Raw genomic sequence first — 25189 nt, forward strand, 5'->3', positions numbered from 1 at the left:
CCGCGTCCCGACGGGTTGCGTCCAGCAATCCACCATGCCGCGTTGCTCGTCGTTCATTTGGTTCACCAAACCTCTTTCCTCGCGCCTTGCATGGCGAATTTCTGGAAGGCAACGCGACGATCGGCGTTAGCGGCAACAGCCCCTGGCCCCGCCTTATTTGCCGGTAATCGACAGCGTCGCCCGCGGACGGGCGTCGGGGTCGCGATCGATCACCGGTTCGGCCAGCTCGATATGGGCCGGCGGCGCATCCCGTGCCGCCAGGTAATCGCGCACCGACTTCGCCCGGCGCTGTGCCAGGCGTCTGAGTTCGGCCTCGTTGTCGGCGGTTATCACCGCTTCGCCGGCGGGCGCCATCGCTTTGGCGTCCTGGGCCGTGGCATGGCCCTGGATGGCCAGCCGCAGACGGGGCTTGCGGCTCATCTGCTGTGCGATCCGGGCGAGATAAGGCCGCTCGTCGGGGCGGATGTATTCCTGGTCGGCGACGAAGAACACCGGTTCCGAGGCCAGCGACCGGCCCAGGCTGAGCACGGCGTTCTTGGCCTTGTTGAGCAACCCGACCGGGGAGTAATCGCTCATGACCGCGGTGCGCAGACCGGCCAGCACGGCTTCGCGCACGAGATTGCGAATCGAGAAGTAGGGGTTGGTGACGTCCCCCAGAATCGCAGTCTGGAACTGAATGGTGTCGCTCTGGCCGCGCATGAGTGCCAGGGCGCTGTCCATGGATATGCCGAGGATGATCTCGGTTTCCTGGTTGGGCGTATCGACCAGGCGGAAATTCGACAGCGTGGTATCGAGGTTGCCATCGAGCTGGCCGCCCTGGGCAGCGAGGTTGAGCGTACCGTCGGCCACGCCCTTTGCGATCCGTCGGCCCATCGCGGCGTTGAGATAGCCCGACAGCGGTTCCAGCGCAAGCGAACGCATCCAGGCGTCCACGTCCATGCTCAGGCCGCCTTCGGCCAGCGGTGCGATGGTGCCGCGGCTGTCGAGGTGGCCATACTCGCCCACGTCCAGGGCCAGGTCGAAACGGGCGTCGCGTTCGGGATGGCCGGTATCCAGCCCGTCGACGTTGAACACCAGCGACGAGCCCCTCAGCGATACGTTCGGCGTGACGGAGACGTCGTTGAACACGATCTGGGGCCCGGCCAGCGATAGATGGTCGATACGATAGGTCGAGGCCGTACCGGAGGCGCCATCGCCCCCCGACGAAGGCTGCGAGCCTTGTTCGTCGCTGCCGAAATACAGGGCCATGACGCCCATGCCACCGTCATCGCGACGGATATGGATATTGGCTTCGTCGATATCGAGTTCGCCTACGTGGTAATGGGCCAGGTCGGTCAGGCGAAAATCGCGCGCGCTTGCGGAAATGGCCTGCAGTACGGCCACGGACGAATCGGTATCGTCGAGCATGCGCACGCCCTTGGCGTTGAGGCTGTCGAAGGCGATGTCATCGACGCCGTCCACCACCAGGCGAAAGAGTTCCGTGTCGCGCGATGACAGCCAGGCGGCATCGAGCGCGGTGTTCTGCACGGCGAAGTTCTGGGCGACCATGTCGCCATCCATGTTCAGCTTGAGCTGCCCGCCGGCCGGGCGCTCGCTGTAGGCGCCGTTGTAGACGATCCGATCCGCGCGCAGCGCGATCGGCTGCCCGGGCAAATCCAGCGTTGCGTTCTTGCCGATCACACGCCCCCGTGCGCTGCGAGCGAACAGCCGGCCGATATCGAAATCGGTTTGGCCGCGCCAGCTGACGTCGTCGGTTTCGAACAGCGCGGTTTGCGGTACGTCGAATGTCCAGGCCGCGGCGTCGAGCGCGCCGTCGCTGCGTACCCGCGTGTTCGCGGCCGTATCGATATCGATCTTGCCCTGCCAGTCGACTGCTGCGAACACCATGTTCAGAGTGTCGGGTGAGGACAGCGCAATCCGATCGCTGCGCAGGCGCCCGTCGCTGTCGATATCGCCGGCGCCAGCCACCCGCAGCTTGCCCTGCCAGTCCAGTGCGTCGGTGCTGGCCTGCAGGCTGTCGGCATCGATCGATAATGGCTTTGTCTTCAGGCGACCGTCGGTCGTAACCGTCATGGGCTCGCCCAGGGCCGTATCGATCTTGCCCTGCCAATTCAGCCCCGGCGTCTTAACGTCGAAGCTCGAGCCCGACACCCGTGGGCTGGCAGTGTCGATCGAGCCGTCGATGCCGAATTGGCTGGCGTTGGCGCCGAACTCGCCGCTGAATTGCCCGTTCCAGGTCAACTGCTCGCCGGCGATCGTCGTCGCCCCCGATTTCAGCTGCGGCCCGGTGGACTGGTATTGGCCATCCAGCGTGAGCTGCGTGGCGTCGGCGGCGAGCGTCAGCTGTGTTTTGCCCTGCCAGTGGACCGCGTTCTGCGCAAAGTCGAGGCTGTCGCCGTTCGCGACCTTGAATCCCTTCGCGTCGATTTTTCCGTCGCTTGCGATCGTGCTGGGCTGGCCCTCGGCACGCAGCAGTTGGAGCTGGATATCGCCCTGCCAGCCGAGCTGGCTTGCGCGCATGCGCGTGCCGTTGTCCATGGCAAGCGTCGAGCCGTGGCCGGTGGTCTGGCCGGCGATGGTTACGTCCAGCGCGTTGTCGGCGTCGTACTCGAAATCGATGCGCTGGTCGCTGTCGACGAGGCCGGTCAGTTCACGCAGGCCGCCGCCCGTGGCGAGCGGGCCGATCAGTTCGAGTGCGAAGCGGTGGGTGACCACTTCCAGATGCCCGGCAATACGATCGCCAAACGGCGTTATGCGTCCGGACAGACGGATGCGACCCTCGCCGATGCTCATGTCGGCCTGCATCGGTACGTCGTTGGTCTGTTCCCAGCTGACGACATCGCGGGCACTGGAATCGTTGAGTACCAGTTCGCGGTCGATGGCCGGCTGTTCGCCCTGGGCGGGCTGGACGTAGTGCAGGCGAATTCCACTGAGCGCCAGCTGTTTGACCGCGATGCCCCAGTTCAGCGATTGGGTCGAGTTCGGATCGGCAAGGATCGGGTAGCCGCCCACGCGCAGCGTATTGTCCTCGGTGCGGCGAATGTCGACGGCGCTGTTCGCGATGGCCAGGCGGGTGAGTACCAGCCGTTTGGACAACAGCGGCGCGTATTCCAGCGTGATCGCGAGCCGGCCGACGGCAATTTGTTCACCCTCGGCCGCGCTGGCCTGGGCGTCTTCATAGACCACCGTGCCGGTGAACAGATTCACGTCGACATCGCCAATACGGGCGCTCATGCCGGCCTGATCCAGATAATGCAGCGTGAGTTGGCGCACGACGATCGACGGCAGCCACACGAGCGCGGCCGCCACCAGCACGGCAACCACACACAGCGCGACTAGAGCGCCTTTCGTGCGCCGTGAAAACGTCATTGCAGTACGGGATTGGCCACAGAGAACGCAAACCTTATCATCGAGGCCTATTTTCCCGACACACGTTCGCTATGAAAACTGCATTTATCGGCCTCGGCGGCATGGGCCACGGCATGGCCGCCAACCTGCAGGCTGCCGGCCTGCTGAGCGCGGTTTATAACCGTACCCACGAAAAGGCCGATGCGTTCGGCCGCGAATACGACGTAAAGGCCGTTTCCGACGTGGGCGATATAGCGGCCGAAGCCGAGGCGATCGTTATCTGTGTGAGCGCCGACGACGACGTGCTGGCCATGGTCGACGCGCTGCTGCCCGGCCTGAACGATCAACATATCGTGATCGACTGTTCGACCATCGCCAGCGATACCGCCCGCGAAGCCGCCCGCCGCGTGGGCGAAAAGGGAGCCGGTTTCGTGGATGCGCCGGTCTCAGGTGGCACCGAAGGGGCCAAGAACGGCACGTTGTCGATCATGGCCGGGGGCGACGAGGCAGTGTTCGAGCGCGCCCGGCCCGTGCTGGAGGCCATGGGCAAGAGCATCACCCATATGGGCGAAGTGGGCACCGGCCAGGCGACCAAGGCGGTCAACCAGATTCTGTGCGCAGGCATCAATCAGGCGGTATGCGAAGGCATGCGCTTTGCGGCGGCACTCGACCTGCCGCTGGACAAGGTCGTGGATGTCGTCGGATCGGGCGCGGCGGGCAACTGGTTCGTCAACCATCGCGGCAAGACGATGGTGAAGGATATCTTCGACCCCGGCTTCAAGATGAAGCACCACCACAAGGATCTGGGCATCTGCCTGCATATGGCCGAGCTCAACGGCGGCGAACTGCCGCTATCGGCCCAGACCCGCGCCGAGTACGAAAAACTCATCGAACAGGGCTACGGCGACGAAGACATTTCCGCGCTCTACCGTGCCCGCCGCGATCTGTTCGATCGCTGATCTCGGCCGCGACATCAGAACTTTTTTGAAAGGTTCTTTGAAGACAATCCGCAGATTACCGAGATTGCGCAGATTTTGAATGAGCTCGCATGAACTCGTCTGGCTGTTCTCAAGCAAGTAAGTTGTCCGCAAATGAACGCAAAGACACGCGAATAAGGCGAGACACGGGTTGCCCGAGGCCGGGGCCAGCTGTTCACGACAGCCTGGTGAACTTTGTACATAAGCAGGCGCAGATTGTCCGAAGCCACGTCTAGCGGCGTGCCGGCAATAGGCGCGGCTGGGTCTCTGCAATCTGTGAAATCGGCGTAATCTGTGGACCGCTCCAAGCAACCAAGTCGGGAGGCCGGCGATGGCAGGGGTGGTCCGCAAATAGACGCGAGTAAACGCAAATAGGATAGGGCGTGGGCGTTGGCAGCACTACGCGATGTGATCGCCGGCTACCGTCCAGAAAGAGGCTGTCATTCACGTTTATTTGCGTTCATTCGCGGACAATTTTCCTCGCAAACGACGACCAAGAAGGTCGTGGCCGGAAAAAAGGCCGGCAACCAGGGCCGGCCTTGTCGGGCGCGAGCGGGGCGACGCCGGTATCAGTCGGCGTTTTTGTCCGGTGCGTCGGTGCCTTCGATTTTCGCGCTCGGTGCGGCCTGTTGAATCACGCCTTCGATTTCGTCGACGCGCTCGGCGGCGACATCGACCATGAACAGCACCTGGCCGTTTTCCAGCGCCTTTTCGTAGGTTTCGATCTGCGAATTATCATGGCGGATGCCGATCATGCTCGACGCCCAGGCGCCAAAGCCGGCACCGGCGAGCCCCGTGGCCGCGACCAGACCGCCGCCGATCGCCAGCCCGGCAGGCGGGAAGGCCACAGCCGCGAGCCCGGCCACGACGCCGGTCACGCCGCCTGCGGCGGCGCCGCGCTCGGCCGAGCCGACCAGATCCGAGGTTTCGGTGACGTCCGCCTGGGGCAGGTCGCTCGTCTGCACGCTGTCGCGTGCCACCACCGACATGTCGTCTTCGGCGACATCATTCTGCTTGAGGTGATCGACCACCGTATGGGCGGTATCGATATCCGGGACCAGGAAGTAAAGACGACGTGACATGATTATCCTGTTGTATGTTGCTTTAAGTAAAAGACTGTAACCGCGGCTACGGGTTCCCTGACGGGAGCGCTTCGCGTGCCCGCGCGGCCGCCGCGCGCACCTGTGCCGGCGCGGTGCCGCCGATATGATCGCGTGCGGCGACCGAGCCTTCCAGCGTGAGCACTTCGTAGACGTCCTCACCGATCGCTTCGGAAAAGCCGCGTAGCGTGGTCAGATCCAGATCGGCCAGATCGCAGCCCGCGCCGATGGCGTGCTGCACACTCTTGCCCACGATTTCATGCGCATCGCGAAAGGCCACTCCTTGACGTACGAGGTAGTCGGCCAGATCGGTTGCAGTCGAAAAGCCCTTGCGCGCGGCTTCGCGGCATACATCGGCATGGACGGTGACATGCGGCATCATGTCGGCATACAGGGCGACGCTGTTCATGACCGTATCGACCACGTCGAAGATCGGTTCCTTGTCTTCCTGGTTGTCGCGGTTGTAGGCCAGCGGCTGGCCTTTCATGAGCGTGAGCAGGCTCACCAGATGACCGTTCACGCGTGCAGTCTTGCCACGCACCAGCTCGGCCACGTCCGGGTTCTTTTTCTGCGGCATGATCGAGCTGCCGGTGCAGTAGCGATCCGGCAGGTCGACGAAGCCGAAGGCCGGGCTCATCCACAGGATCAGTTCTTCGGAATGGCGCGACAGATGGGTCATCACAAGCGACGCCGCGGAGACGAACTCGATCGCGAAATCGCGATCGGAGACGGCGTCCAGCGAATTGTCGATTACCTGATCGAAGCCCAGCTCGGCGGCGACCATTTCGCGGTCGATGGGGAAGGTGGTACCCGCCAGCGCCGCCGCCCCGAGGGGCAGGCGATTGACGCGTTTGCGGATATCGCGCAGGCGTTCGGTATCGCGGGCGAGCATGGCCTCCCACGCCAGCATGTGATGGCCGAAGGTCACCGGCTGGGCCACCTGCATATGGGTAAAGCCGGGCATGATCGTATCGGCCTCGCGCTCGGCCAAGCCGACAAGTGCTACGCGCAGGCGTTCGAGTTCCGCGATCAGCGCATCGATGGCATCGCGCAGCCATAGCCGGATGTCGGTAGCGATCTGGTCATTGCGGCTGCGCCCGGTATGCAGTTTCTTGCCGAGCGCGCCGATATCCTCGGTCAGCCGTGCTTCGATATTCATGTGTACGTCTTCGAGCGCCGGATCCCATGCGAACTCGCCGGCCGCGATTCGACCCTCGATCGCGCGCAGGCCGGCTTCGATCTGGTCGAACTCGGCGGCGGTGAGCACGCCGACGTTCGAGAGCATGCGGGCATGGGCGATCGAGCCGCGGATGTCGTGGGCGGCCAGTCGGGCATCGAAGGAGACGGACTCGGTGAATGCGGCCACCCGGGCATCCGGGCTTTCAGAAAAACGACCGCCCCAGGTCTGATGGCCGGCGTTGTCGCTGCGGGTATTGCTCATGCGCTTGGCTCGTTGCTGCATCGATGGGCGCGACGCATCGCATCGCGTTCGGCGCGCGAGTATAGCAATGCCCTGGGAAGACACGCCCTAGCCGGCTCGGTGGCGTGGCGCCTTCGGCCGGCTTGTTGTCGCCGGCCAGCTGCGCAATGCTGTGCTTTGCCAATTCGAGCATTTTCAATGACGAGCGCGCGCGAAAACGTCGAATTCCTGCCCGATTTCTGTACCGGTGCCCGGGTGCTGCGCGTGCTGGTGGTCTGCGAAGCGGTCGCGATCGTACTCGCGCTGGGCGGCTCGCTCAGCGACGAACTGCCGCGACGTTTTCTGCTGCTGTCGGTCTATATGCAATGGATCGGCGTCTGCAGCGCGGCCGCCCTGTGCCTGATCAAGCGCTATGCCAGTGGCATGTCGGCCCGTGGCATGGCTCTGCTGGCCTATCTCGTGTTGTTGCTGGTCACGCTCTCGATCACCGAGATCACCTACGTGGCGGGGCGCTATTCGGGGTTCGCGCTGCTGCTCGAAGACGCCTCCCACGACGGTTTTCTGGCCCGGAGCGTGGGTATCTGTGCGGTGGTGTCGGCGCTCGCGCTGCGTTACTTCTGGCTGCGTTCGGCCTGGCAGACCCAGGCCCAGGCCGAGGTGCGTGCCCGCCTGGAAGCCTTGCAGGCCCGTATCGAGCCCCATTTTCTCTTCAACAGCCTCAACAGCGTGGCCGCGCTGATCGGCGTACGCCCGGAAGCTGCCGAAACGGCGCTCGAGGATCTGGCCCTGCTGCTGCGCGCACGCCTGTCCGAACAGGGGCCGGCCGACGTGAGCCTGGGCGAGGAAATGACCCTGGTGGACGCCTATGTAGGGATCGAGTCGCTGCGCCTGGGCGAGCGCCTGCGCATGGAAATCCAGATCGCGCCGGCGGCCCGTACCTGCCGGCTGCCGGCGCTGTCTCTCCAGCCGCTGGTGGAGAATGCGATCGGCCATGGCGTGGCGAGACTGCCGGCCGGCGGCACCGTGGCGATCACCGCACAGCGGCGAGGCAATACGCTGGTGGTCGAGGTTTCGAACCCGATATCGGCCGACACCGCCGCCGTGCCGGGCAACCGTCAGGCGATGGCCAATATTCGCAATCGGCTGGCGTTGCGCTACGGTGATGCGGCCGTACTGCGGGTAAACGAGCAGCCGGACCGTTTCACGGTGGTGATGGTCGTGCCGCAGATGGCTGAACATTAGCGAATAGCGAAGACAGGAACGAGATGCGAATCGTGATCGTCGACGACGAACCGCTGGCCCGCGAACGCCTGCGCCGGATGATCGAAGCCTTCCCCGGCTACGACGTGGTGGGCGAGGCCGGCGATGGAAGCAGCGCGCTTGCCTGCGTTAACGACACCAGTGCCGATACCGTACTGCTCGACGTGCACATGCCGGGCATGGACGGGCTGCAGGTTGCACGCGAACTGGCCGAGGCGGACATACCGCCGGCGGTGATCTTCGTGACCGCGCACAGCGAACATGCGCTTTCGGCGCACAACAATCATGCCGCCGGCTATCTGCTCAAGCCGGTGCGTCGCGACGATCTCGCCGCGGCGCTGGCACGTGCACGCCAGCCCAGCCGGGCCCAGGTGGCGGCGCTGGACGGCGTGGTCAGCGGCGACGGCCCCGCCTACATCAGTGCGCGTACCCGCGACGGCATCGAACGGGTGGCGGCCCCCGATATTCTTTATTTCTGGGCCGACCAGAAATACACCACCGTCTACCACATGCAGGGCGAGCTGCTTATCGAGCAGTCCCTGCTCGCGCTGGAACAGGCCCTGGGGGCGGCCTTCGTACGCGTGCATCGCAAGGCGCTGGTGGCCAAACGCCATATCACCGGCCTGCGGCTGGACGGCGAGGACGGGGCCACGCTGATTCTGCGTCATGTGCGCGATCCGGTGCCGGTCAGCCGTCGCCGCCTGGCCGAGGTGCGGGCCTTGATCGAGGGGTAGAATCGGCGTCCGCTCACGATTTTTACGGCGCGAGGCGTCGTCTCCAACAAGGCTTTTGTTCATGTCCAAGACCCTGCGTATTGCCACCCGTCAGTCCCAGCTCGCGATGTGGCAGGCCGAGCACGTACAGGTACGGCTGCAGACCGCGCTGCCCGAAGTCGACGTGGTGCTGTTGCCCATTCGCACCGAGGGTGATCGCGTGCTCGACCGGCCGCTGGCCGAAATCGGCGGCAAGGGGCTGTTTCTCAAGGAACTCGAAGCGGCGATCGCGGCAGGCGAGGCGGATATGGCCGTGCACTCCATGAAGGATGTGCCGGCCGAACTGCCGCCGGGCTTCGCCCTGCCGACGGTGCTTGCCCCGGGCAGCCCGCTGGATGCCTTCGTCTCCAACCATTACGACACGCTGGAATCGCTGCCCGATGGCGCGCGCGTGGGCACGTCGAGCCTGCGGCGCGCGGCGATGATCAAGCATCTGCGGCCCGACCTGGAGATTCTGAGCCTGCGCGGCAACGTGCAGACACGCCTGGCCAAGCTCGACCGCGGCGATTTCGATGCCATCGTGCTCGCCTGTGCCGGCCTCGAACGCCTGGAGCTGGCCTCGCGTATCGCCAGCGAACTGACGATCGAGCAAAGCCTGCCGGCGATCGGCCAGGGTGTTCTGGGGATCGAAATTCGTGCCGATGACGACGAAACCGCGGCCCATATCGCAGCGCTGGACGACGAATACACCCATATTCGGATCGACGCCGAGCGCGCGGTGAACGCGCGGCTGGAAGGCAGCTGTCATCTGCCGATCGCCGCCCACGCCGTCCACGATGGTCAGACGCTGCGCCTTCGCGCCTGTGTGGGCAAGCCCGACGGCAGCGTGATGGTGCGCGACGAAATCAGCGGGCCGACCGGCGAAGCCGCCGAACTCGGCCATCGGCTGGCCGACCGGCTGTTGGCCGCGGGCGCCGACAAGATCCTCGCCGATCTGGAATGAGCTTGCCGCTGGCCGGGCAAACGATTTGGCTCACGCGGGCCGAGCATCAGAACGCGGCGTGGGCACGATCGTTGGAAGAGGCGGGGGCGACGGTCGTTCTCGAACCGCTTATGGCGATCGAGCCAGTAACCGATCGCCAGACCGCCTATCGCGAGCTGATGCAGGCAGCGAATGCCGATCGGCTATTGGCCACCAGTACCAACGCCGTCGATGCCGCCTGGCAGCTCATGCCGGGGTTTGCGCCGACCGGCCGGCTATACGGCGTCGGCAGTGCCAGCGCGCAGGCGCTGGAGGCCGCGGCCGGCCGTACGGTGGAACGTCCCGCGGGGGCGTTCACCAGCGAAGGGCTGCTCGCCATGGACACGCTCACCGACGTCCAAGGTCTGGATATCGCCATCCTTTCCGGCGAGGGCGGGCGCAATCTGCTGGTGGACATGCTCGCCGAGCGGGGTGCCCGGGTGCGCAAGACCGCGCTCTATCGGCGTCGCTGGCTCACGCCCCGCCGCGAGCGTCTGGCGCAGCTCGTTCGCCGCGCGGATACGGTGATCGTGACCAGCGGCGAGGCGCTGACGCATCTGTGCGACATCGTCGACACGGGCGCTGACAAGGGCCTGCGAGCCGATCTGGAGCGCTGTCGGTTGGTGGCGCCAAGCATGCGTGTGGTAAAACAGACCGATCAACGCCTGAACTGGCAGCATGCGCCGTTGATCGTCGAACGCATCAGCGGCGAGGCCATCGTGGCCGCGCTTGCGCGGCTATCGACGGGCGACCGACAATAGCAGCCATCGCTACGGGCTATCGGCTACCGGGGGAATCCGCCGCCACATGAGTGAAGAAAAGCGTAACGACGCCCCTTCGAACAAGGGCGCTGACCAGAACAAGAGCGCGACCAGCGCTTCCACATCGGCCAGTGCCAGCAGTGGCGCGTCGAAATCATCGGCCGGCAAGCAGGCCGATAAATCGACTTCCGGCCAGGCAAGCACTAAACCCGCCGCAGCGGGCGCTAAGACGTCCGGCGCGGGTTCGTCGAGGACGTCAAACGCGAATGCCGCCGGCGCCGGCAAGACCGGTTCTTCGGCCACAAACCCCGGGTCGACGACGGCCGCCAGTACGGCGGCATCGAAGACGACCGGCCACGGTTCCGGCACGCCGAACCGCCCGTCCAGTAGCTCGCACAGTGGCAGCGGCGGTGGCAAGCCGCCGATGATCGCCATCGTGGCGGTGGTGATCGCGCTCATCGCGCTGGTGATTTCCGGCTGGCTGCTCTATCGCGGCGAACAGCGACTTGCCTCGGCCGATTCGCGGCTGGACACGGTCGAAAAGAGCGTGCAGTCGAGCGTGCAGGACATCGTCATGCCGCGCCTGTCGCGTTTTGATTCGCGGCTGCAGTCGCTGGATTCCGATCTCGGCGATCTGGGCTCGCGTATCGACCAGCAGGGGCAGAACCTGTCGGATATGCAGGAGTCGCTGCAAGCCACCCAGACCCAGCTCGCCGAACTGGCCGATGCGCGCAACGAAGGCGCGAGCCGCCTGCAACTCGACCAGATCGAATCGCTGCTGCGCGTAGCCAATCAGCGGCTGCAGCTCTATGACGACCCGCAGGGCGCGGCGCGTGCGCTGGAAATGGCCAGCGATGCGATCGCCCGCAAGAACGATCCGCGTCTGTTCAATATCCGCGGCGAGATCGCCAACGAAGTGGCAGCGTTGCAGGCGCTGCCGTCGCCGGATATCGAAGGTTTGTCGCTACAGCTGGCCGCCCTGATCGAACAGGTGCCGCAGCTGCCGCTGGATTCGAGCGTGCCCAGCGAATACGACAATCAGGAAAGTCAGGCCCAGGCCTCGGACGACGATTCGAGCATGAGCTTCGACGAGTTCCAGTCGCAGTTCAGCCAGGGCTGGGATCACTTCAAGAACTCGGTGGGCGATGCGCTTTCGGGGATGATGACCATCCGCCGTTCGGACGGCACCCAGCGTGCGCTGCTGCCGCCGGATCAGGCGTTCTTCTTGAACCAGAACCTGCAGCTGGAACTGCGTAGCGCAAGGCTGGCCCTGCTCGAGCGCGATACCGAGAACTATCGCGACAGCCTGGAAACCGCGCGTGTGTGGCTCAAGGATTTTTACGATACCGACGCCGCACCGGTCAGCCATATGCGCGACCGGCTCAAGCAGATGGGCAACGTCAAGCTCGACTGGGATACGCCGGATATTTCGCGCAGTCTGGTTCTGCTCGAACAGCTCAAGTCGCGTCGCAGTGGCGGCCAATCAGGCGGCACCAGCGGCTCGGGCAATCAGGACAACGATGCTAGCGCCGGTGAGCAGTCCGGCCAGGATGGTGCATGATGCGGCGTACGCTGCTGGCTTTCTGCCTATTCGTCATCCTCGGCATCGTGGTCGCGCTGGTCTTTCGCGACCAGCAGGGGTATCTGCTGCTGTCGTTTGGCGGCTGGGAAGTGGAAACCTCCCTGCTGTTCGCCGTGGCTGCGCTGCTCGTGGTGATCGCCCTCGTAATCGCCGTATGGAAGCTCATCGTGGCCGGGGTTCTGCTGCCGCGTTCGCTGCGCGAGCGTGTCGCCCGCCGGCGTGAGCGCAAGGCCCGGCATTCGCTCTATGATGGCCTGCAGCTGTTGCTGGAAGGGCGCTGGTCGCGTGCCGAGACCGAGCTCGGTCGTCTGGCCGACCGCCACGAAGCGCCTGGCCTGAACTACCTGCTGGCCGCACGCGCGGCCCAGTTCCAGGGGCATGTGTCCGATCGCGATCGGTTTCTGGAGCTGGCCTCATCCAAGAAGGGCGCCAGCGAACTGGCCGTGCTGCTCACCCAGGCCCAGCTGCAGATCCAGCAGGGTCAGAGCGCCGAGGCCATGGCCTGCCTTTCCCGGCTCTATCAAATGGAGCCCACCCACCCGCAGGTGCTTCAGCTCTACGCGGCGCAGTCGGCGAGCGTGGGCGACTACAAGCAGCTGCGAGAGCTGGTGCCGTCGCTCTACAAATACGGCGACATGCCCACCGAAAATATCGATCGGCTGGCCGTGGATGCCTGGAACGACGATCTCACCCATCATCAGCAGAAAGATGCCATCGCCTTGACCACGGCCTGGAAGCGCGTGCCCAAACGGCTGCGCACCAAGCCCGGCATGGTCGAACGCTATGCCAAGCTGCTCAAGCTTGCCGGCGCGGACGAGCAGGCGGCCGACGTCATACGCGATACGCTCAAGCACGAGTGGAGTGCATCGCTGGCGCTGCTGTTCGGCGATCTGGAATGCGCCGATCGCACCGCACAGCTGGCCACGGTCGAGAACTGGCTCAAGCAGTATGGTGAAGAGCCGGAGCTGTTGCTGGTGGCAGGGCGTCTGTGCCTGCGCAACCGGCTGTGGGGCCGGGCACGCAGCTATTTCGAGGCCAGCCAGAAGAACCAGTCGCGCCCCGATGCGCTGCTCGAACTGGGCCGGCTGTTCGAGGAAATCAACGAAAAAGAGGAAGCGCGTTCGGCCTATCGTCGCGGCCTCGAGCTGCGCGACGCGAACCGCTAGGTTTGGCTTCGCATAGTCTGATCATCGGCTGCGGCGACACGGGCGTTCGTGTTGCCGCACGCGCGGTCGCCGCGGGCGATCGCGTGACCGGCGTAGTACGCAGCCAGGCCAGCGCGGCCAAGGTGCGAGCGGTGGGTGCAAAAGCGCTCCTGGTCGATCTGGACACCGACGCCCTCGAACTGCCGGCCTGCGACCGGCTGTTCTATTTCGCCCCGCCCCAGCGCGAGGGCGAGACCGATACACGCATGGCGCGGGTGCTGGCCGCCCTCGACGGGCCGCCGACCTATACCGTCTATATCAGCACCAGCGGCGTCTACGGCGACTGTGGCGGTGCCTGGGTGGATGAAACCCGGCCCGTGAACGCCGAGAGCGAACGGGCCAAGCGCCGCGTGGACGCCGAGCGCCGCATACTCGACTTCTCGCCCCAGGCGCGCGTGCTGCGCGCACCGGGCATCTATGGGCCGAATCGTCTGCCGGTGGACCGGGTACGCGAGGCCACGCCCATTCTCGACGACGCGGACGGCGGCTGGAGCAACCGTATTCATATCGACGATCTGGGTGCGATCGCCTGGCTGGCCGGTACCCGGTCGCTCGACCACAATCTTTACAACGCCAGCGATGGGCATCCGACCGGGCTCGGTGTCTACTACGACACCCTGGCCGAGATGCTGGGTGTGGCCTCGCCACCGCGTATTTCCTGGGCCGAGGCCGAGCAGCGTTTTTCCGCCATGCGGCTATCGTTTCTGCGCGAGTCCCGGCGCCTGAGCAACCAGCGCCTGCTCGACGATACCGGCTACGAATTCGCCTTCGCGGATTTCCGCGATGGCCTGGCGGCCAGCCTCAAGGCCGAACCGCCGCTGGACTGATAACCCGGCGCCAAAACAGCTGACTAGGCCCGCGGGCAGGGTTTCATGCCATGGGCTGCGGTTCTCAAGGGGGTGTCCGCAGATCGACGCAGATTCACGCAGATGAAAAGCGGGACCGCGGAAATCCGACGCTGCCAGATGCTCTGTCGGGATCTGTGTTGATCGGTGTCGATCTTTGGTGCGATGACGCCAAGCCGGCGAGGGCTCAGCCGCCGGCGCCCACCGTCGGTGCGATCAGCCCATTGCGGTCCAGCCCGGTGGCGAAGCGGGAGATCACGTCGTCCAGGCAGTGCGCGCCGGTGAGAGCGAACACCACGGTGCCGCCGCGATTTTCGATCATGGCGGCGTTGTAGATGAAGCTGGGCATGCCGCCGCGACAGTTGCCGATGCGATCCTCGGAGAGCGTGAGTCGATATCTCGCCTGCCGGGCCAGGCTGTCGTAGGCGCGGTTGCGATCGAGTGCGGCGGCGTCGTACGACATCAGCGCCCAGCCGCGCTCGCGCAGACTCGCCCGCAGGCGCTCGAGAAGCAGCCCGTCGCCGGCGGGTACCGCGACCGCCCGCGTGGAGGCGTCGTCCACCGGCGCCGGCAGCGGTGCACTGGCACAGGCGGTCAGCATGCCGTAAAGCACGATCGCGAGGGCGGTCAGGGGCGTCTTGCGGGGCTTCATCGGCGGCGGTCTCGGGCGGGCTCAGCGCCTCAGGATAACCCTCATCGTGGCGGCGCGCAGAACCGGATCGTATCGGCGTGGGAAAAGCGGATAGGCGTCGCGATTGTCGCCAGCGGCGCGGGCCGTTTGCCCCGGCTATCAACCCGCGACACGATCAGTTCCTGCCGACTCAAGGGCGTGCTTCGGGGTCGCGGCGCGACAGCAGGCCGCGCAGGTCTTCGACGATCACATAGAAGCAGGGCACCAGCACCAGCGTGATCGCGGTCGCGAACAGAATGCCGAAGCCCAGCGAGATCGCCATCGGGATCATGAAACGTGCCTGCAGCGAGGTTTCGAAGATCATCGGCGCGAGGCCACCGAAAGTGGTGAGCGTCGTCAAGAGAATCGGCCGGAAACGCCGCACGGCGGCCAGGCGCACGGCGTTGGCCGGGCTTTCACCGCTGTTGCGCAGGGTATTCGCGTAGTGGATGAGCACCAGCGAATCGTTGACCACCACGCCGGCCAGCACCAGCACGCCCATGAGGCTGATCACCGATAGCGAATAGCCCATGATTTCGTGGCCGAGAATGGCGCCCACCACGGCGAACGGAATGGCGATCATGACGATGGTCGGCTGCAGATAGCTCGCGAACGGGATCGCCAGCAGCATGTAGATGCCGGCCATCGAGAACACGAAGCCCACGAACAGTGCATGTACCGAATTGGCCGTGTCTTCCTGGCGACCGGAATAGCCGTAGGTCAGCCCCGGGTAGTCCTTGGCGAGCTGCGGCAGCGTTTCGGCATTGAGCGTCTGGGTGATACGGCTGGTGGCGTCGAAGGGGGTGACGTTGGCAGTGACTTCGATGCTGCGCCGCCCGTCGCGGCGGGTGATCTGGGTAAAGGCACGGTCGTAATCGATATCCGCGATCTGGGCCAGCGGCACATAGGTGTCATCGGGCGTACGAATCAGCAGATTGCGAATCGAGGCTGCGCTGTCGCGCTCGGCTTCGGGCAGCGTCACCATGATTTTCACTTCGTTGCGGCCCTGCAGCTGGCGCAATGCCTCGGCGCCGTAGAACGCGGCGCGTACCTGTACGCCCACGCTGGCGTTGGTCAGGCCCAGCGAGCGGCCGGCATCGTTCAGGGTGAAGCTGATCTGGTCCTTGCCCTCGGCCACGCCGCTGTCGATATCGTGGGTGCCGGCGAACTCATCCAGTCGTGTGGCCAGCGCCTCGGCCGCGCGATCGAGCGTATCCGTATCGCGATGCGACAGCTCCACGGTGATCGCCTTGCCGGCGCCGGGCCCGCCGGCGTCGGATTGGAACTGGGCCGACTGCAGACCGGCAATATCGCCCAGCTGTTCGCGCCAGGCGGTCACGAAGGCCGAGGTGCTGATCGGTCGTACGTCCGAAGGCTGCAGATAGACCCGCATTTCCACCACGTTCTCTTTGATGGTGGCGAACACGCCGGTGGCCAGATCGTCGCCGCCGTTGTCGGCGATCACCCGTTCCGCGGCCGTTTCCAGACGGTCACGGGTGGCCTGTACGCGATCCATGGGGCTGCCATAGGGCAGCGTGAGCGTGGCCTGTGCCCGGTCGGATTCCACCTTGGGCATGAGCGCGAAGCCCATGCGCCCGGAAAACGCCCAGGCCAGCACGATCAGAAGCACCGCCACGCCCAGCGCCGACGTGACGTAGCGATGCACCACCAGCCGCGACGCCAGTGGCGCGTAGTAGTCGCTCACGAAACGCGAAAAGCCGCGAGAAAATGCCTGCTGGCGGGTATGAATCGCCGCCGACAGACGATTGCGTCGGCCGCGGCGTTCATGGGCCAGATGCGCGGGCATGATGAACAGCGCCTCGACCCAGGACACCAAAAAGACGGTGATCACCACCAGCGGAATCACGCCGAAGAGCTTGCCGAGAAAGCCCGGCACCAGCAGCAGCGGCAGAAACGCAACCACGTTGGTGAGAATCGAAAACGAGATCGGCATGGCCACGTCGCGCGCGCCGGCGATCGCGGCCTGCATGACGCTCGCCCCGCGTTCGCGCTGTTCGTAGATGTTCTCGCCGGCCACGATGGCATCGTCCACCACGATGCCGAGGGCGATGATGAAAGCGAACATCGAAATCATGTTGATGGTCACGCCCATCAACGGCAGGAACAGGAACGCGCCGAGAAACGCGGTGGGGATGCCCATGGTCACCCAGAACGCCAGGCGGATTTCCAGGAACAGGCTGAGCACGCCCAGTACCAGTATCAGTCCCATGAATGCGTTCTTGAGCAGCAGTTCGAGGCGCTGCTGGTAGATTTCGGAGCTGTCGCCGTTGATGGCGTAGTGCAGCGAGGGCGGCAGGTCGGTTTCCAGCTCGGCCATCACCTTGCGCGCGGCCTGGGAGACCGAAATCGGCGTCTGCTTGGCCACGCGATAGACGGCGATGCCGATCGAGCGGGCGCCGTCGTAGGTGGCTTCGGTCTTGCTGTCCTCGAAGCCATTGTTCACGGTGGCCACATCGCCCAGCCGTACCACCGTGCCTTCGGGCGTTGTCAGCAGCGGGATGCGTTCGAATTCGCTGGCCGAGTCGCGCCGGCCCTTGAGCCGCAGCAACACTTCGCCCGAGGCGGTATCGGCACTGCCGCCGGCCACGTCCACCGCCGAGGCCGCCACCGTATCGGCGACGTCGCCCAGGGTAAGCCCGAAGCTGCGCAGGCGCTCCTGGGAGATGGCGACACGAATCACGTAATCGCGGGCGCCTTCGAGCTCGACCTGGGTGATGTCCGGCGATTGCAGCAGCCGGTCGCGCACTTCTTCGGCATAGGAGCGCAGCGCGTTTTCGCTGACATCGCCATAAAGCTGGACGTCGAGCACGTCGCGCTGGTGATCCGACAGCGAGATCACCGGTTTTTCCGCGTCGTCGGGGAAGGTGGTGATCTGGCTCACCGCCTGCTGAACGTCCTGGAAGACGGCCTGGCCATCGGCGGATTCCGACAGCTCCAGGCGCACGGTGGCGCCGCCTTCGGCCGCGGTGGCGGTCATCTCGTCGATGCCGGACACATCGCGCACCTTCTCTTCGATGGCGAGCACGATGTTCTGTTCGACCTGCTCCGGCGTCGCCCCGGGATAGGAGACCGAGACGGTGACCATGTCGAGGCTGAACTCGGGGAAGACCTCCTGCTTGATGAGCGTGGTCATCAGCAGGCCGCCGGCCAGCAGCACCAGCATCAACAGGTTCGGCGTCACCCGATTGGCGACCATCCATGCGATCGGGCCGCGGCGTGGGCTCTCGCTCACGAGTTCGGCTCCGTTGTCGCCGCGGCCACCTGCGGTGTGTCGGACCGGCTGCTATCGGCGGCGGGGGTGATCTCCGCCGGCGGGCCGCTCAGGCGCAGGCCCTGCGGCGTGCGCCTCTGCGCCATGTCGGTGGCGTCGGCCTGCGGGTCGGTTGCGTCCGTCTTGTCGGCCGGACTATCGGGAACGGTTGTGCCCGTGCTCGCTTCGACGCGGATCGGCATGCCTTGTATCGGCGCGGTCAGTTCGCTGGTGATCACGGCGTCGCCCGGCTCGAGCCCGGCCGAAATCACGGTCTGATTGGCATCTCGATAGAGGATATCCACGCTGCGGATATCCAGCCGACCGTCGTCGCTCATCACCCAGACGTTGTTGTTTTCGTGTACGAAGGCCGAGTCGATGAGCACGCTGTCGGCGGGCAGACGGGCTTCAAGTGCGGCCCGTACGTAGGCGCCGATCAATAGCCGCGTATCGGCGGGTGTATTGTCGCCGAGCGGATCGGGCACCTGGAGCAGTACCCGCGCCATACGCCCGGAGGTTTCCAGGGCCGGCTGGATACGCAGCACTTCGGCGGGCAGGAATGCATCCGCGCCCCAGCCGTCGGGATAGTAGATCTGCGCCGAGGTGCCGGCGCGATCGCCGTCGGCGGCATGAATGAAGCGCAGCTGATCGACCGGCACCGATACGTCCACCCAGTAGGTATCGGTCGCAGCCAGCGTGGCGATGCCGTCGCTGGTGGTGACGACGTCGCCGATCGAGGCGCTGCGTTCGGTGACGATGCCGTCGAAGGGGGCCCGCACCTTGGTACGGTCCAGATCGAGCTGGGCCTGCTCGACGGCCGTACGCGCGGCTTCGAGATCGGCCTGCGCCTGTTCGAGCTGCGGGCCGCGCAGGGCCAGATCACGCTCGTCGGCGCTGACATCACTACCCACCAGGGCCAGCTCGCGCTGGGCAACGGCCTGCTGGCCCTGTTCCACGCGCAGCGCCGCCTTTGCGTTGGCCAGATCGGTGCGCGCGCTGTTGAGTGCGAGCTGATAGTCGGCGTCATCGATGCGGGCCAGCACATCGGATTTGGCGAAACGCGTGCCCGGGGCGAGCTTGTCGTTGAGGGCCACGATCTGGCCCGACACCCGCGGGCGCAGCGTGGTGGAATCTGCGGCCTGCACGGTGCCGTTGGCCGAAAAATCCAGGGTGGTCGGCGCGGCTTCGGCAGGCGTCACGGTCACCAGCCGGGCCTGGCGTTCGCGCGGCGGGGCCTTGGGCGCACTCGGCGTACTGGTGAGCACGATGAAGGCGATCACCGCGCCCGCCACCAGTACCAGCACGGGCAGGGCGATCCATAACAGGCGCGGCAGCGTGCGCCGGGGTGGCTCGTTATTCATGGGCGGTCTTCGGTTTGCGCGGCGGGCAGCGGTACCGGCGGATTGTCGATACCCGCGGCGGGCAGGCTGTCGATATCGCCGGCGAGCGCGCGATAGAGGTTGATGCGGTAGTCGAGTAGCTGACGACGGGCGGCCAGATAGTCCACCTGCAGGTTCTGGCGGGTGAGCAGGGCATCCAGCACGTCGAGATAATCGGTTGCGCCGCGCAGGTAACGCAGGCGCAGGTTGTCCACGCTCTCGCGCGACAGACGCAGCTGTTCGTCCAGGCGCTGCAGATAGCGCTTCTGGCGATACTCGTTGGCGAGCGCGTCTTCGGTTTCCTGCAGGGCTTCGAGCATGCTCTGCTGGTAGTCGGCGACTTCCTCGGCGACCACCGCCCGGCTGCGATCGACCTCGGCCGCGCGCGAGCCGGCATCAAATATCGGCTGGGTGAGATTGGCCGCCAGCTGGGTGATCCAGTTGGAGAACAGATCGCCGGAATCGTTGGTCGACGATACGCTCGCCGACAGCGACAGCTGCGGGTAGCGATTGGCCACGGCCACCGCCACCCGTCGATCGGCCGCGGCCAGCGCATAGAACTGCTGGCGCACATCCGGTCGGCGCATGAGGGCGGCCGCCGGTACGCCGGTGTCTGGCAGGGCGGGCAAATCGATGAGATCGCCTTCGGGTAGGTCCAGGTTCTGCGGCGCAACACCGACCAGCGTGGCCAGGGCATGTTCGAGTACCGCTTCGCTGGCCTGGGCCTGTTCGAGCTGACCGCGTACCGATTCCACCGCTTGGCGCTGGCGCAGTACGTCGGCGGCCTGGCTCTGGCCATATTTGAAGGCGTAGGTGGTCAGGTCGAGCACGTCGCGGTTGGTCTGAATCTGGCTTTCCAACAGCGCGATACGCGCGCGCAGTTCCTGGAGCTGATACCAGTTGCTGGCCAGATCGGCCGTGAGCGTGATGGCGGCTGCCTGGTAGTCGGCCGCGGTAGCGCGGGCATCGAACAGCGCCGCGCTGCGGGCATTGCGCAGCCGGCCCCACAGGTCGAGCTCGTAGGCGGCAGAAAACTGCAGAGTGCGCGTTTCGCTCCAGTTGGAGCCGCTCTGGTCGAGCACGATGCCATTGGCGCCCGCGGTACTGCCGCTCACGGCGGCGCCGTTGTTCGAGCGCCGGGTGCCGCTTTGTTCAAAGCTGGCATCCACGCTCGGGAAGAGGTCGGCGTTGGCGCTGGCAAGCGTTGCACGGGCCTGCTCGACACGGGCATAGGTCGAGGCCAGGCTGAAGTTGTTGCCCAATGCGCGTTCGACCAGCGTATTCAGGCCGGGATCGTGGAAGGCCGTCCACCAGCGGGTATCCGTGGTCGCTTCGCCACTGGCGCCAAAACGGGCGGGCATCTCGAATGCCGGCTCGGCCAGTTCGTCGAGCGGTGTCGTCGCACAGCCGGCGAACGCCAGGCACAGGCAGGCAAGAGCGACAAGACGCATGGGCGGCAACGGAATCACGGGGAATCGGGGATTCATTCTAACGGGTATGAAAAGCCCGCCGGCACCAACGCCGGCGGGTCGGCGGGCACGGCCCGGGCCCGCCCGGCGGGCGTCGGGCCGTCTTCCGGCGCGTTACTGCGATTTGTTGTCGTGCTTCTCGGCCATGCGGTCGTGGTGGCGCTGCGTGGCCTGCTTGAATTCCTCACGGGACACGAGGCCGTCGCCGTCGCTGTCCATCTTCTTGAACATCTCGCCGCGCTTGTCGTGGCCTTTCGTCTTGTCGGCGTCGTGTTCGGCGCGCTTCGGCTTGTCGGCCGGGTGCTTGCCGTGCTGCTTACCGTGCTGCGGCGGGCGGGCCTCGCTGGCGTCCAGCGTCCCGTCGCCGTTGCTGTCCAGGCGTTCGAACATGCGCTCGGCGCGTTGTTCGGCCTGGGCCATGAACTCATCCTTGTCGATCCGGCCATCGCCGTTGGTATCGGCCGCATCGAAGCGCAGTTTGGCTATGGCCTCGCGCATGTTCGACAGTTCCTGCTGGCTCAGACTGCCGTTGCCGTCGGTATCCAGCGCGTCGAAGAGCTGGTCGGAATCGTGCACGGGTTTGGCGTGGGCGCTGCCGATGCCGACCAGGCCGGCGGCAAGGGCGGTCATGAGAATGCGGTGTTTCATGGAACTCTCCGTTGGGTTCGTTGTGGGCCGCTGTGGCCCGGTCTGCAACGCCATTTACGCGCACAAATGTCGTGCAAATCTGTCGGCGGCCGACGAATTTGTCGCAAATTGTGTCGCGGCCCCGTCGTTGGCAGGGATCGATACAAGAGCCGGGTAAAGGCGGCCGAACGGCGGGTTATATTGGCCCGGCCATTCGTTCACGAGCCCGTCATGGCCGAGCCGCAGCCGCATATCCTCGTTGTCGACGATCATCGCGATATTCGCGATTCACTGACGCGCTATCTGCGAGATCACGGCTTTCGCATCTCGGCGGCGGCCGATGCGGCCGCGGCGCGCCGGCTGGTGCGTGAATCGGCCTTCGACCTGGTCGTGCTGGATATCATGATGCCCGGCGAGGACGGCCTGAGCCTGTGTCGCTGGCTGGGCGAAACCCATGACATCCCGATCGTGCTGCTGACCGCGGTGGCCGACGAGACGGACCGCATCATCGGCCTGGAAATGGGCGCGGACGACTATGTCACCAAACCGTTTTCGCCGCGGGAGCTGCTGGCGCGTATCCGCGCGGTGCTGCGGCGGGCCACGGCCCTGCCGGCCCAGCGCAACCAGCCGGAGCGCAGCGCGGTGCGCTTCGATCGCTGGACCTTTCATGCCGCGCAACAGGAGCTGGTGGACGACGACGGCCTGGCGGTGGCCCTGTCGACCGGCGAATACCGGCTGCTGCTGGCGTTCGTGCGCCACCCCAATCATGTGCTCTCGCGCGATCAGCTGCTCGACTTGACCCAGGGCAAGGACGCCCAGGTGTTCGATCGGAGCATCGACAACCAGGTCAGTAGGCTGCGCCGCAAGATCGAGCGCGACCCGGCCAATCCGCGGCTGATTCTTACCGTCTGGGGCGGTGGCTATCGCTTCGCGGCTGCCTGCGAGGCCGTCTGAATGCGCATGTGGCCGCGCAGCCTGTCGGGGCGAATCGTCGCGCTCACACTGCTGGCGCTGGTGGTTTCGCAGCTCGTCAGCTTCTTTTTGTTCATGCACGAGCGCGATCGTTTTCTCGAACGCGTGATTCTGGGCAACATGGCCGACAACGTGGCCGCGGCCATGCGTACCCTCGAATTCGTGCCCGAGGGCGAGCGGGCGGATGCCGTGGCGGCGCTGTCGACCCGCGATCTGCGTTATCGCCTGGCGCGTAGGCCGGGCCGTGCCTTTGCCGGGGGCAGTAATGCCGCGAACCGCTTCACGCGGGACATGGCCGCGAAGATGGACATCGATGCCGCACGTCTGCGTGTGACGATCGGCCCCGGCCTGGCGCGCGGGCCGAATCGGCGTGCCGGGGATGCCCTGCGCATGGCGGTACAGATCGACGAGGGGCTGTGGTTGCAGGCACGCCAGAGGGTGTTCGACCCGACCCGGCACTGGGCGCGGTCTTCGTTGATGACGTTGGCGGTGAGCGCGGTACTGATGGTGCTCATCGTGGTGCTGACGAGCCGCCGGATCACCGCGCCCCTGCGCGAATTGGCCAGCGCAGCGGAACGCTTCGGTCGCGGTGAAGAGGTGGCGCCACTGCCGGAGTACGGGGCCGAGGATATTCGGCGCTCGGTGGCCGCATTCAATCGCATGCGTGAACGGCTGGCCCGGTTCGTGGCCGATCGTACCCGCATGGTCGCCGCCATCGCCCACGATCTGCGTACGCCGATTACCGCGCTGCGGCTGCGCCTGGAATTCCTGCCCGACGACGACAACACGCGCTCGATGGCCGCCACCCTCGAAGACATGGCACGCATGAGCGAGGCTTCGCTGACCTTCATGCGCGAGGAAGCCGCGACCGAGGCCACGCGCAACGTCGATCTGTCCGCCCTGGTGGATGCGCTGTGCGAGGACTATCGCGCGGCCGGCGCAGCGGTCGTATTCGAGCCCGATGCCCGCCTGGCGCTGGTGTGTCGGCCGGCCGCGATCCGGCGCGCGCTGCGTAACGTCATCGACAACGCGCTCGCCTATGGCAAGCGCGCCCGGCTCCTTCTGACCGACGATGGCCAGGCGGCCACCATTCAGGTTATCGACAATGGCCCGGGCATCGACGAAGCACAAATGGGGCGGGTGTTCGACCCGTTCGTGCGGCTGGAAAGCTCGCGCAGCCGCGATACGGGCGGCACCGGGCTGGGCCTGTCGATCGCGCGCTCCGTGGTACAGGGTCACGGCGGCGAGATCACCCTGCAAAACCGCGCCGAGGGTGGGCTGAGCGTCAGTATCCGTCTACCCAGAACCGGCGAATAATAGGTGCTATATACACGGCATTAAGAAATCGTTAACATCTCGTTTAAATAATGTTGCGTCACCTTGAGGACAGCGACGATGACGAGCAAGAACGAACCCTATTGGAACCTGCGCGGTCTGCTGATCAGCTATGGCATCGCCGCGTTGCTGGTGTTGTCCTATCTGTGGGCGCCGAGCCGAATGCTCTGGGACGGGCTCGATCGTCATATCGCGCTCGGGCTCAACTCCATGGTTCAGACGAGCTATACGGAACAGATGTTCTGGGCCTTCGCGAACCTGCGCGTGTTCGATTACATCGCGGCCTTCATCCTGTTGGGCGTGCTCATCGCCTACGTGATGCGCGGCCAGAACGCATCGCGGGAAGTGCGTATCGCCCGATCGATTCTGGTTTGCGTGCTGTTGCTGGTACTGGTTGCGATCACCCGCGAATTTCTGTTCAAGGACGTCTCGCGCGACAGCCCCTCGCTGGTACTGGAACCGTTCACGATGCTTTCCGAGCACACGCCGCTGAACCCCAAGGATCACTCCACCCAGAGTTTCCCCGGCGATCATGCGACCGTGGTGGCCACGTTCACTTTCCTGCTCTGGTTCTTCGCGGGGCGACGCTACGGGCTGGTGTCGGCGGTGTTCGCGACGTTTTTCGTGCTGCCGCGGCTGGTCAGCGGCGCGCACTGGTTCACCGATGCCATCATCGGCGGGGTGGTGACCGCGCTGGTGGTTGTGCCGCTGGTGGTCTATACGCCGGTACAGGACATACTCACACGGGCCCTCGTGGCGGGCATTCATCGCCTCAAGGGCCGAACCGGCGCCGAATCGGATCATCCATCCCGGGCCTTGCGTCGGCACGATTGATTGTCGTGGCCGGTGGCCGCATCGTGCGTCTTTGACGTCACCAAAAAGGATGCGCCATGAAAGTGCTGATGGTGCTCACCTCGCACGCCGCGCTCGGCGATACGGGCAAGACCACCGGCTTCTGGCTGGAGGAATTCGCGGCACCTTATTATGTCTTTCGCGATGCCGGCGCCGAGGTCGTGCTGGCCTCACCGGCCGGGGGCGAGCCGCCGCTGGACCCGGCCAGCGACAGCGTACAGGCTCAAACCGCGGCCACCGAGCGTTTCAAAAGCGATGCCGACGCCCAGCGCGCGCTGGCGAGCACGCAGAAACTGGCCGAGGTGGCCGGCGAGCGCTTCGATGCGATCTTCTATCCCGGCGGGCACGGCCCGCTCTGGGATCTGGCCGAAGATCGGGATTC

At 65.4% G+C, this 25189-nt stretch carries 20 protein-coding genes and 1 pseudogene; 12 read left to right on the plus strand and 9 right to left on the minus strand.

The features are described 5' to 3' along the window. Nucleotides 1–153 precede the first annotated feature (153 nt). Entirely contained in the window at nucleotides 154–3369 is a 3216-nt protein-coding gene (locus tag CMN27_RS16215) for a DUF748 domain-containing protein (protein WP_293628126.1), read from the minus strand. Between the two features lie 71 nt (nucleotides 3370–3440). On the opposite strand from CMN27_RS16215, the gene CMN27_RS16220 reads away from it, so the two are divergent. Continuing rightward, on the plus strand, nucleotides 3441–4307 hold the full coding sequence (locus CMN27_RS16220) for an NAD(P)-dependent oxidoreductase (protein ID WP_293628128.1): 867 nt from the start codon (nucleotides 3441–3443) through the stop codon (nucleotides 4305–4307). A gap of 587 nt (nucleotides 4308–4894) precedes the next feature. Here the strand turns inward: CMN27_RS16220 and CMN27_RS16225 are convergent. Further along, on the minus strand, nucleotides 4895–5407 hold the full coding sequence (locus CMN27_RS16225) for a general stress protein (RefSeq protein ID WP_293628130.1): 513 nt from the start codon (nucleotides 5405–5407) through the stop codon (nucleotides 4895–4897). A 46-nt stretch (nucleotides 5408–5453) separates the two neighbouring features. After that, nucleotides 5454–6866 (minus strand): argininosuccinate lyase, encoded by a 1413-nt coding sequence (argH, locus tag CMN27_RS16230; RefSeq protein ID WP_293628132.1) that lies wholly within the window; start codon nucleotides 6864–6866, stop codon nucleotides 5454–5456. Between the two features lie 177 nt (nucleotides 6867–7043). Here argH and CMN27_RS16235 point away from each other — a divergent pair, with 177 nt between their 5' ends. The 4 genes from CMN27_RS16235 to CMN27_RS16250 all read left to right on the plus strand — a co-directional run bounded on the left by CMN27_RS16235 (nucleotide 7044) and on the right by CMN27_RS16250 (nucleotide 10600). Continuing rightward, on the plus strand, nucleotides 7044–8087 hold the full coding sequence (locus CMN27_RS16235; protein ID WP_293628134.1) for a histidine kinase: 1044 nt from the start codon (nucleotides 7044–7046) through the stop codon (nucleotides 8085–8087). Nucleotides 8088–8110: 23 nt separating this feature from the next. Next, on the plus strand, nucleotides 8111–8839 hold the full coding sequence (locus CMN27_RS16240) for a LytTR family DNA-binding domain-containing protein (RefSeq protein WP_293628136.1): 729 nt from the start codon (nucleotides 8111–8113) through the stop codon (nucleotides 8837–8839). A gap of 61 nt (nucleotides 8840–8900) precedes the next feature. Further along, nucleotides 8901–9821, plus strand: a complete 921-nt coding sequence (gene hemC / locus CMN27_RS16245) for a hydroxymethylbilane synthase (protein WP_293628138.1) — start codon at nucleotides 8901–8903, stop codon at nucleotides 9819–9821. Next, nucleotides 9818–10600 carry a uroporphyrinogen-III synthase gene (locus tag CMN27_RS16250; protein ID WP_293628140.1) on the plus strand — a complete coding sequence of 261 codons (783 nt, stop codon included), beginning with the start codon at nucleotides 9818–9820 and terminating at the stop codon, nucleotides 10598–10600. Before hemC ends, CMN27_RS16250 begins: the two co-directional genes overlap by 4 nt. A 9-nt stretch (nucleotides 10601–10609) precedes the next feature. Here the strand turns inward: CMN27_RS16250 and CMN27_RS16255 are convergent, their stop codons facing one another. Further along, on the minus strand, nucleotides 10610–11059 hold the full coding sequence (locus CMN27_RS16255; RefSeq protein ID WP_293628142.1) for a hypothetical protein: 450 nt from the start codon (nucleotides 11057–11059) through the stop codon (nucleotides 10610–10612). On the opposite strand from CMN27_RS16255, the gene CMN27_RS16260 reads away from it, so the two are divergent. The 3 genes from CMN27_RS16260 to CMN27_RS16270 are packed head-to-tail and all read left to right on the plus strand — an operon-like array spanning nucleotide 11025 to nucleotide 14214. After that, the gene (locus CMN27_RS16260) at nucleotides 11025–12161 is read left to right on the plus strand and encodes a uroporphyrinogen-III C-methyltransferase (protein WP_293628144.1); all 1137 of its coding nucleotides are present in this window, start codon (nucleotides 11025–11027) and stop codon (nucleotides 12159–12161) included. The two genes, CMN27_RS16255 and CMN27_RS16260, sit on opposite strands and share 35 nt — an antisense overlap. After that, nucleotides 12158–13348: a heme biosynthesis HemY N-terminal domain-containing protein gene (locus CMN27_RS16265; RefSeq protein ID WP_293628146.1), complete on the plus strand. Its 1191-nt coding sequence runs from the start codon at nucleotides 12158–12160 to the stop codon at nucleotides 13346–13348. Before CMN27_RS16260 ends, CMN27_RS16265 begins: the two co-directional genes overlap by 4 nt. Nucleotides 13349–13350: 2 nt before the next feature. Continuing rightward, entirely contained in the window at nucleotides 13351–14214 is an 864-nt protein-coding gene (locus tag CMN27_RS16270; RefSeq protein WP_293628148.1) for an SDR family oxidoreductase, read from the plus strand. A gap of 205 nt (nucleotides 14215–14419) precedes the next feature. Here the strand turns inward: CMN27_RS16270 and CMN27_RS16275 are convergent, their stop codons facing one another. The 5 genes from CMN27_RS16275 to CMN27_RS16295 form a co-directional block, all read right to left on the minus strand. Beyond that, nucleotides 14420–14884: a hypothetical protein gene (locus CMN27_RS16275; protein ID WP_293628150.1), complete on the minus strand. Its 465-nt coding sequence runs from the start codon at nucleotides 14882–14884 to the stop codon at nucleotides 14420–14422. Between the two features lie 169 nt (nucleotides 14885–15053). After that, nucleotides 15054–18155: an efflux RND transporter permease subunit gene (locus tag CMN27_RS16280; RefSeq protein ID WP_293628152.1), complete on the minus strand. Its 3102-nt coding sequence runs from the start codon at nucleotides 18153–18155 to the stop codon at nucleotides 15054–15056. Then, on the minus strand, nucleotides 18152–19534 hold the full coding sequence (locus CMN27_RS16285; protein ID WP_293628154.1) for an efflux RND transporter periplasmic adaptor subunit: 1383 nt from the start codon (nucleotides 19532–19534) through the stop codon (nucleotides 18152–18154). The genes CMN27_RS16280 and CMN27_RS16285 overlap by 4 nt, the downstream gene beginning before the upstream one ends. Next, complete coding sequence (locus tag CMN27_RS16290; protein WP_293628156.1) at nucleotides 19531–21039, minus strand: efflux transporter outer membrane subunit; 1509 nt, start codon at nucleotides 21037–21039, stop codon at nucleotides 19531–19533. The genes CMN27_RS16285 and CMN27_RS16290 overlap by 4 nt, the downstream gene beginning before the upstream one ends. Nucleotides 21040–21135: 96 nt before the next feature. Further along, the gene (locus CMN27_RS16295) at nucleotides 21136–21669 is read right to left on the minus strand and encodes an EF-hand domain-containing protein (RefSeq protein WP_293628158.1); all 534 of its coding nucleotides are present in this window, start codon (nucleotides 21667–21669) and stop codon (nucleotides 21136–21138) included. Between the two features lie 210 nt (nucleotides 21670–21879). Here CMN27_RS16295 and CMN27_RS16300 point away from each other — a divergent pair, with 210 nt between their 5' ends. From CMN27_RS16300 to CMN27_RS16315, 4 genes and pseudogenes are all read left to right on the plus strand, one after another. Continuing rightward, on the plus strand, nucleotides 21880–22602 hold the full coding sequence (locus CMN27_RS16300; RefSeq protein ID WP_293628160.1) for a response regulator: 723 nt from the start codon (nucleotides 21880–21882) through the stop codon (nucleotides 22600–22602). Next, the gene (locus tag CMN27_RS16305) at nucleotides 22603–23937 is read left to right on the plus strand and encodes an ATP-binding protein (RefSeq protein ID WP_293628162.1); all 1335 of its coding nucleotides are present in this window, start codon (nucleotides 22603–22605) and stop codon (nucleotides 23935–23937) included. 78 nt (nucleotides 23938–24015) lie between these two features. After that, nucleotides 24016–24789 carry a phosphatase PAP2 family protein gene (locus CMN27_RS16310; protein WP_293628164.1) on the plus strand — a complete coding sequence of 258 codons (774 nt, stop codon included), beginning with the start codon at nucleotides 24016–24018 and terminating at the stop codon, nucleotides 24787–24789. Nucleotides 24790–24845: 56 nt separating this feature from the next. Beyond that, a pseudogene (locus CMN27_RS16315) lies at nucleotides 24846–25189 on the plus strand (type 1 glutamine amidotransferase domain-containing protein); the annotation flags it as partial.

The organism is Salinisphaera sp. (assembly GCF_002729955.1).
Lineage (GTDB): Bacteria > Pseudomonadota > Gammaproteobacteria > Nevskiales > Salinisphaeraceae > Salinisphaera.

What these genes read in the sequence shown, in the direction of transcription:
- CMN27_RS16215 (WP_293628126.1), bottom strand. Translation starts at nt 3,369, where the DNA reads ATGACGTTTTCACGGCGCACGAAAGGCGCTCTAGTCGCGCTGTGTGTG.
- CMN27_RS16220 (WP_293628128.1), top strand. Translation starts at nt 3,441, where the DNA reads ATGAAAACTGCATTTATCGGCCTCGGCGGCATGGGCCACGGCATGGCC.
- CMN27_RS16225 (WP_293628130.1), bottom strand. Translation starts at nt 5,407, where the DNA reads ATGTCACGTCGTCTTTACTTCCTGGTCCCGGATATCGATACCGCCCAT.
- argH (WP_293628132.1), bottom strand. Translation starts at nt 6,866, where the DNA reads ATGAGCAATACCCGCAGCGACAACGCCGGCCATCAGACCTGGGGCGGT.
- CMN27_RS16235 (WP_293628134.1), top strand. Translation starts at nt 7,044, where the DNA reads ATGACGAGCGCGCGCGAAAACGTCGAATTCCTGCCCGATTTCTGTACC.
- CMN27_RS16240 (WP_293628136.1), top strand. Translation starts at nt 8,111, where the DNA reads ATGCGAATCGTGATCGTCGACGACGAACCGCTGGCCCGCGAACGCCTG.
- hemC (WP_293628138.1), top strand. Translation starts at nt 8,901, where the DNA reads ATGTCCAAGACCCTGCGTATTGCCACCCGTCAGTCCCAGCTCGCGATG.
- CMN27_RS16250 (WP_293628140.1), top strand. Translation starts at nt 9,818, where the DNA reads ATGAGCTTGCCGCTGGCCGGGCAAACGATTTGGCTCACGCGGGCCGAG.
- CMN27_RS16260 (WP_293628144.1), top strand. Translation starts at nt 11,025, where the DNA reads ATGATCGCCATCGTGGCGGTGGTGATCGCGCTCATCGCGCTGGTGATT.
- CMN27_RS16255 (WP_293628142.1), bottom strand. Translation starts at nt 11,059, where the DNA reads ATGAGCGCGATCACCACCGCCACGATGGCGATCATCGGCGGCTTGCCA.
- CMN27_RS16265 (WP_293628146.1), top strand. Translation starts at nt 12,158, where the DNA reads ATGATGCGGCGTACGCTGCTGGCTTTCTGCCTATTCGTCATCCTCGGC.
- CMN27_RS16275 (WP_293628150.1), bottom strand. Translation starts at nt 14,884, where the DNA reads ATGAAGCCCCGCAAGACGCCCCTGACCGCCCTCGCGATCGTGCTTTAC.
- CMN27_RS16285 (WP_293628154.1), bottom strand. Translation starts at nt 19,534, where the DNA reads ATGAATAACGAGCCACCCCGGCGCACGCTGCCGCGCCTGTTATGGATC.
- CMN27_RS16290 (WP_293628156.1), bottom strand. Translation starts at nt 21,039, where the DNA reads ATGAATCCCCGATTCCCCGTGATTCCGTTGCCGCCCATGCGTCTTGTC.
- CMN27_RS16295 (WP_293628158.1), bottom strand. Translation starts at nt 21,669, where the DNA reads ATGAAACACCGCATTCTCATGACCGCCCTTGCCGCCGGCCTGGTCGGC.
- CMN27_RS16300 (WP_293628160.1), top strand. Translation starts at nt 21,880, where the DNA reads ATGGCCGAGCCGCAGCCGCATATCCTCGTTGTCGACGATCATCGCGAT.
- CMN27_RS16305 (WP_293628162.1), top strand. Translation starts at nt 22,603, where the DNA reads ATGCGCATGTGGCCGCGCAGCCTGTCGGGGCGAATCGTCGCGCTCACA.
- CMN27_RS16310 (WP_293628164.1), top strand. Translation starts at nt 24,016, where the DNA reads ATGACGAGCAAGAACGAACCCTATTGGAACCTGCGCGGTCTGCTGATC.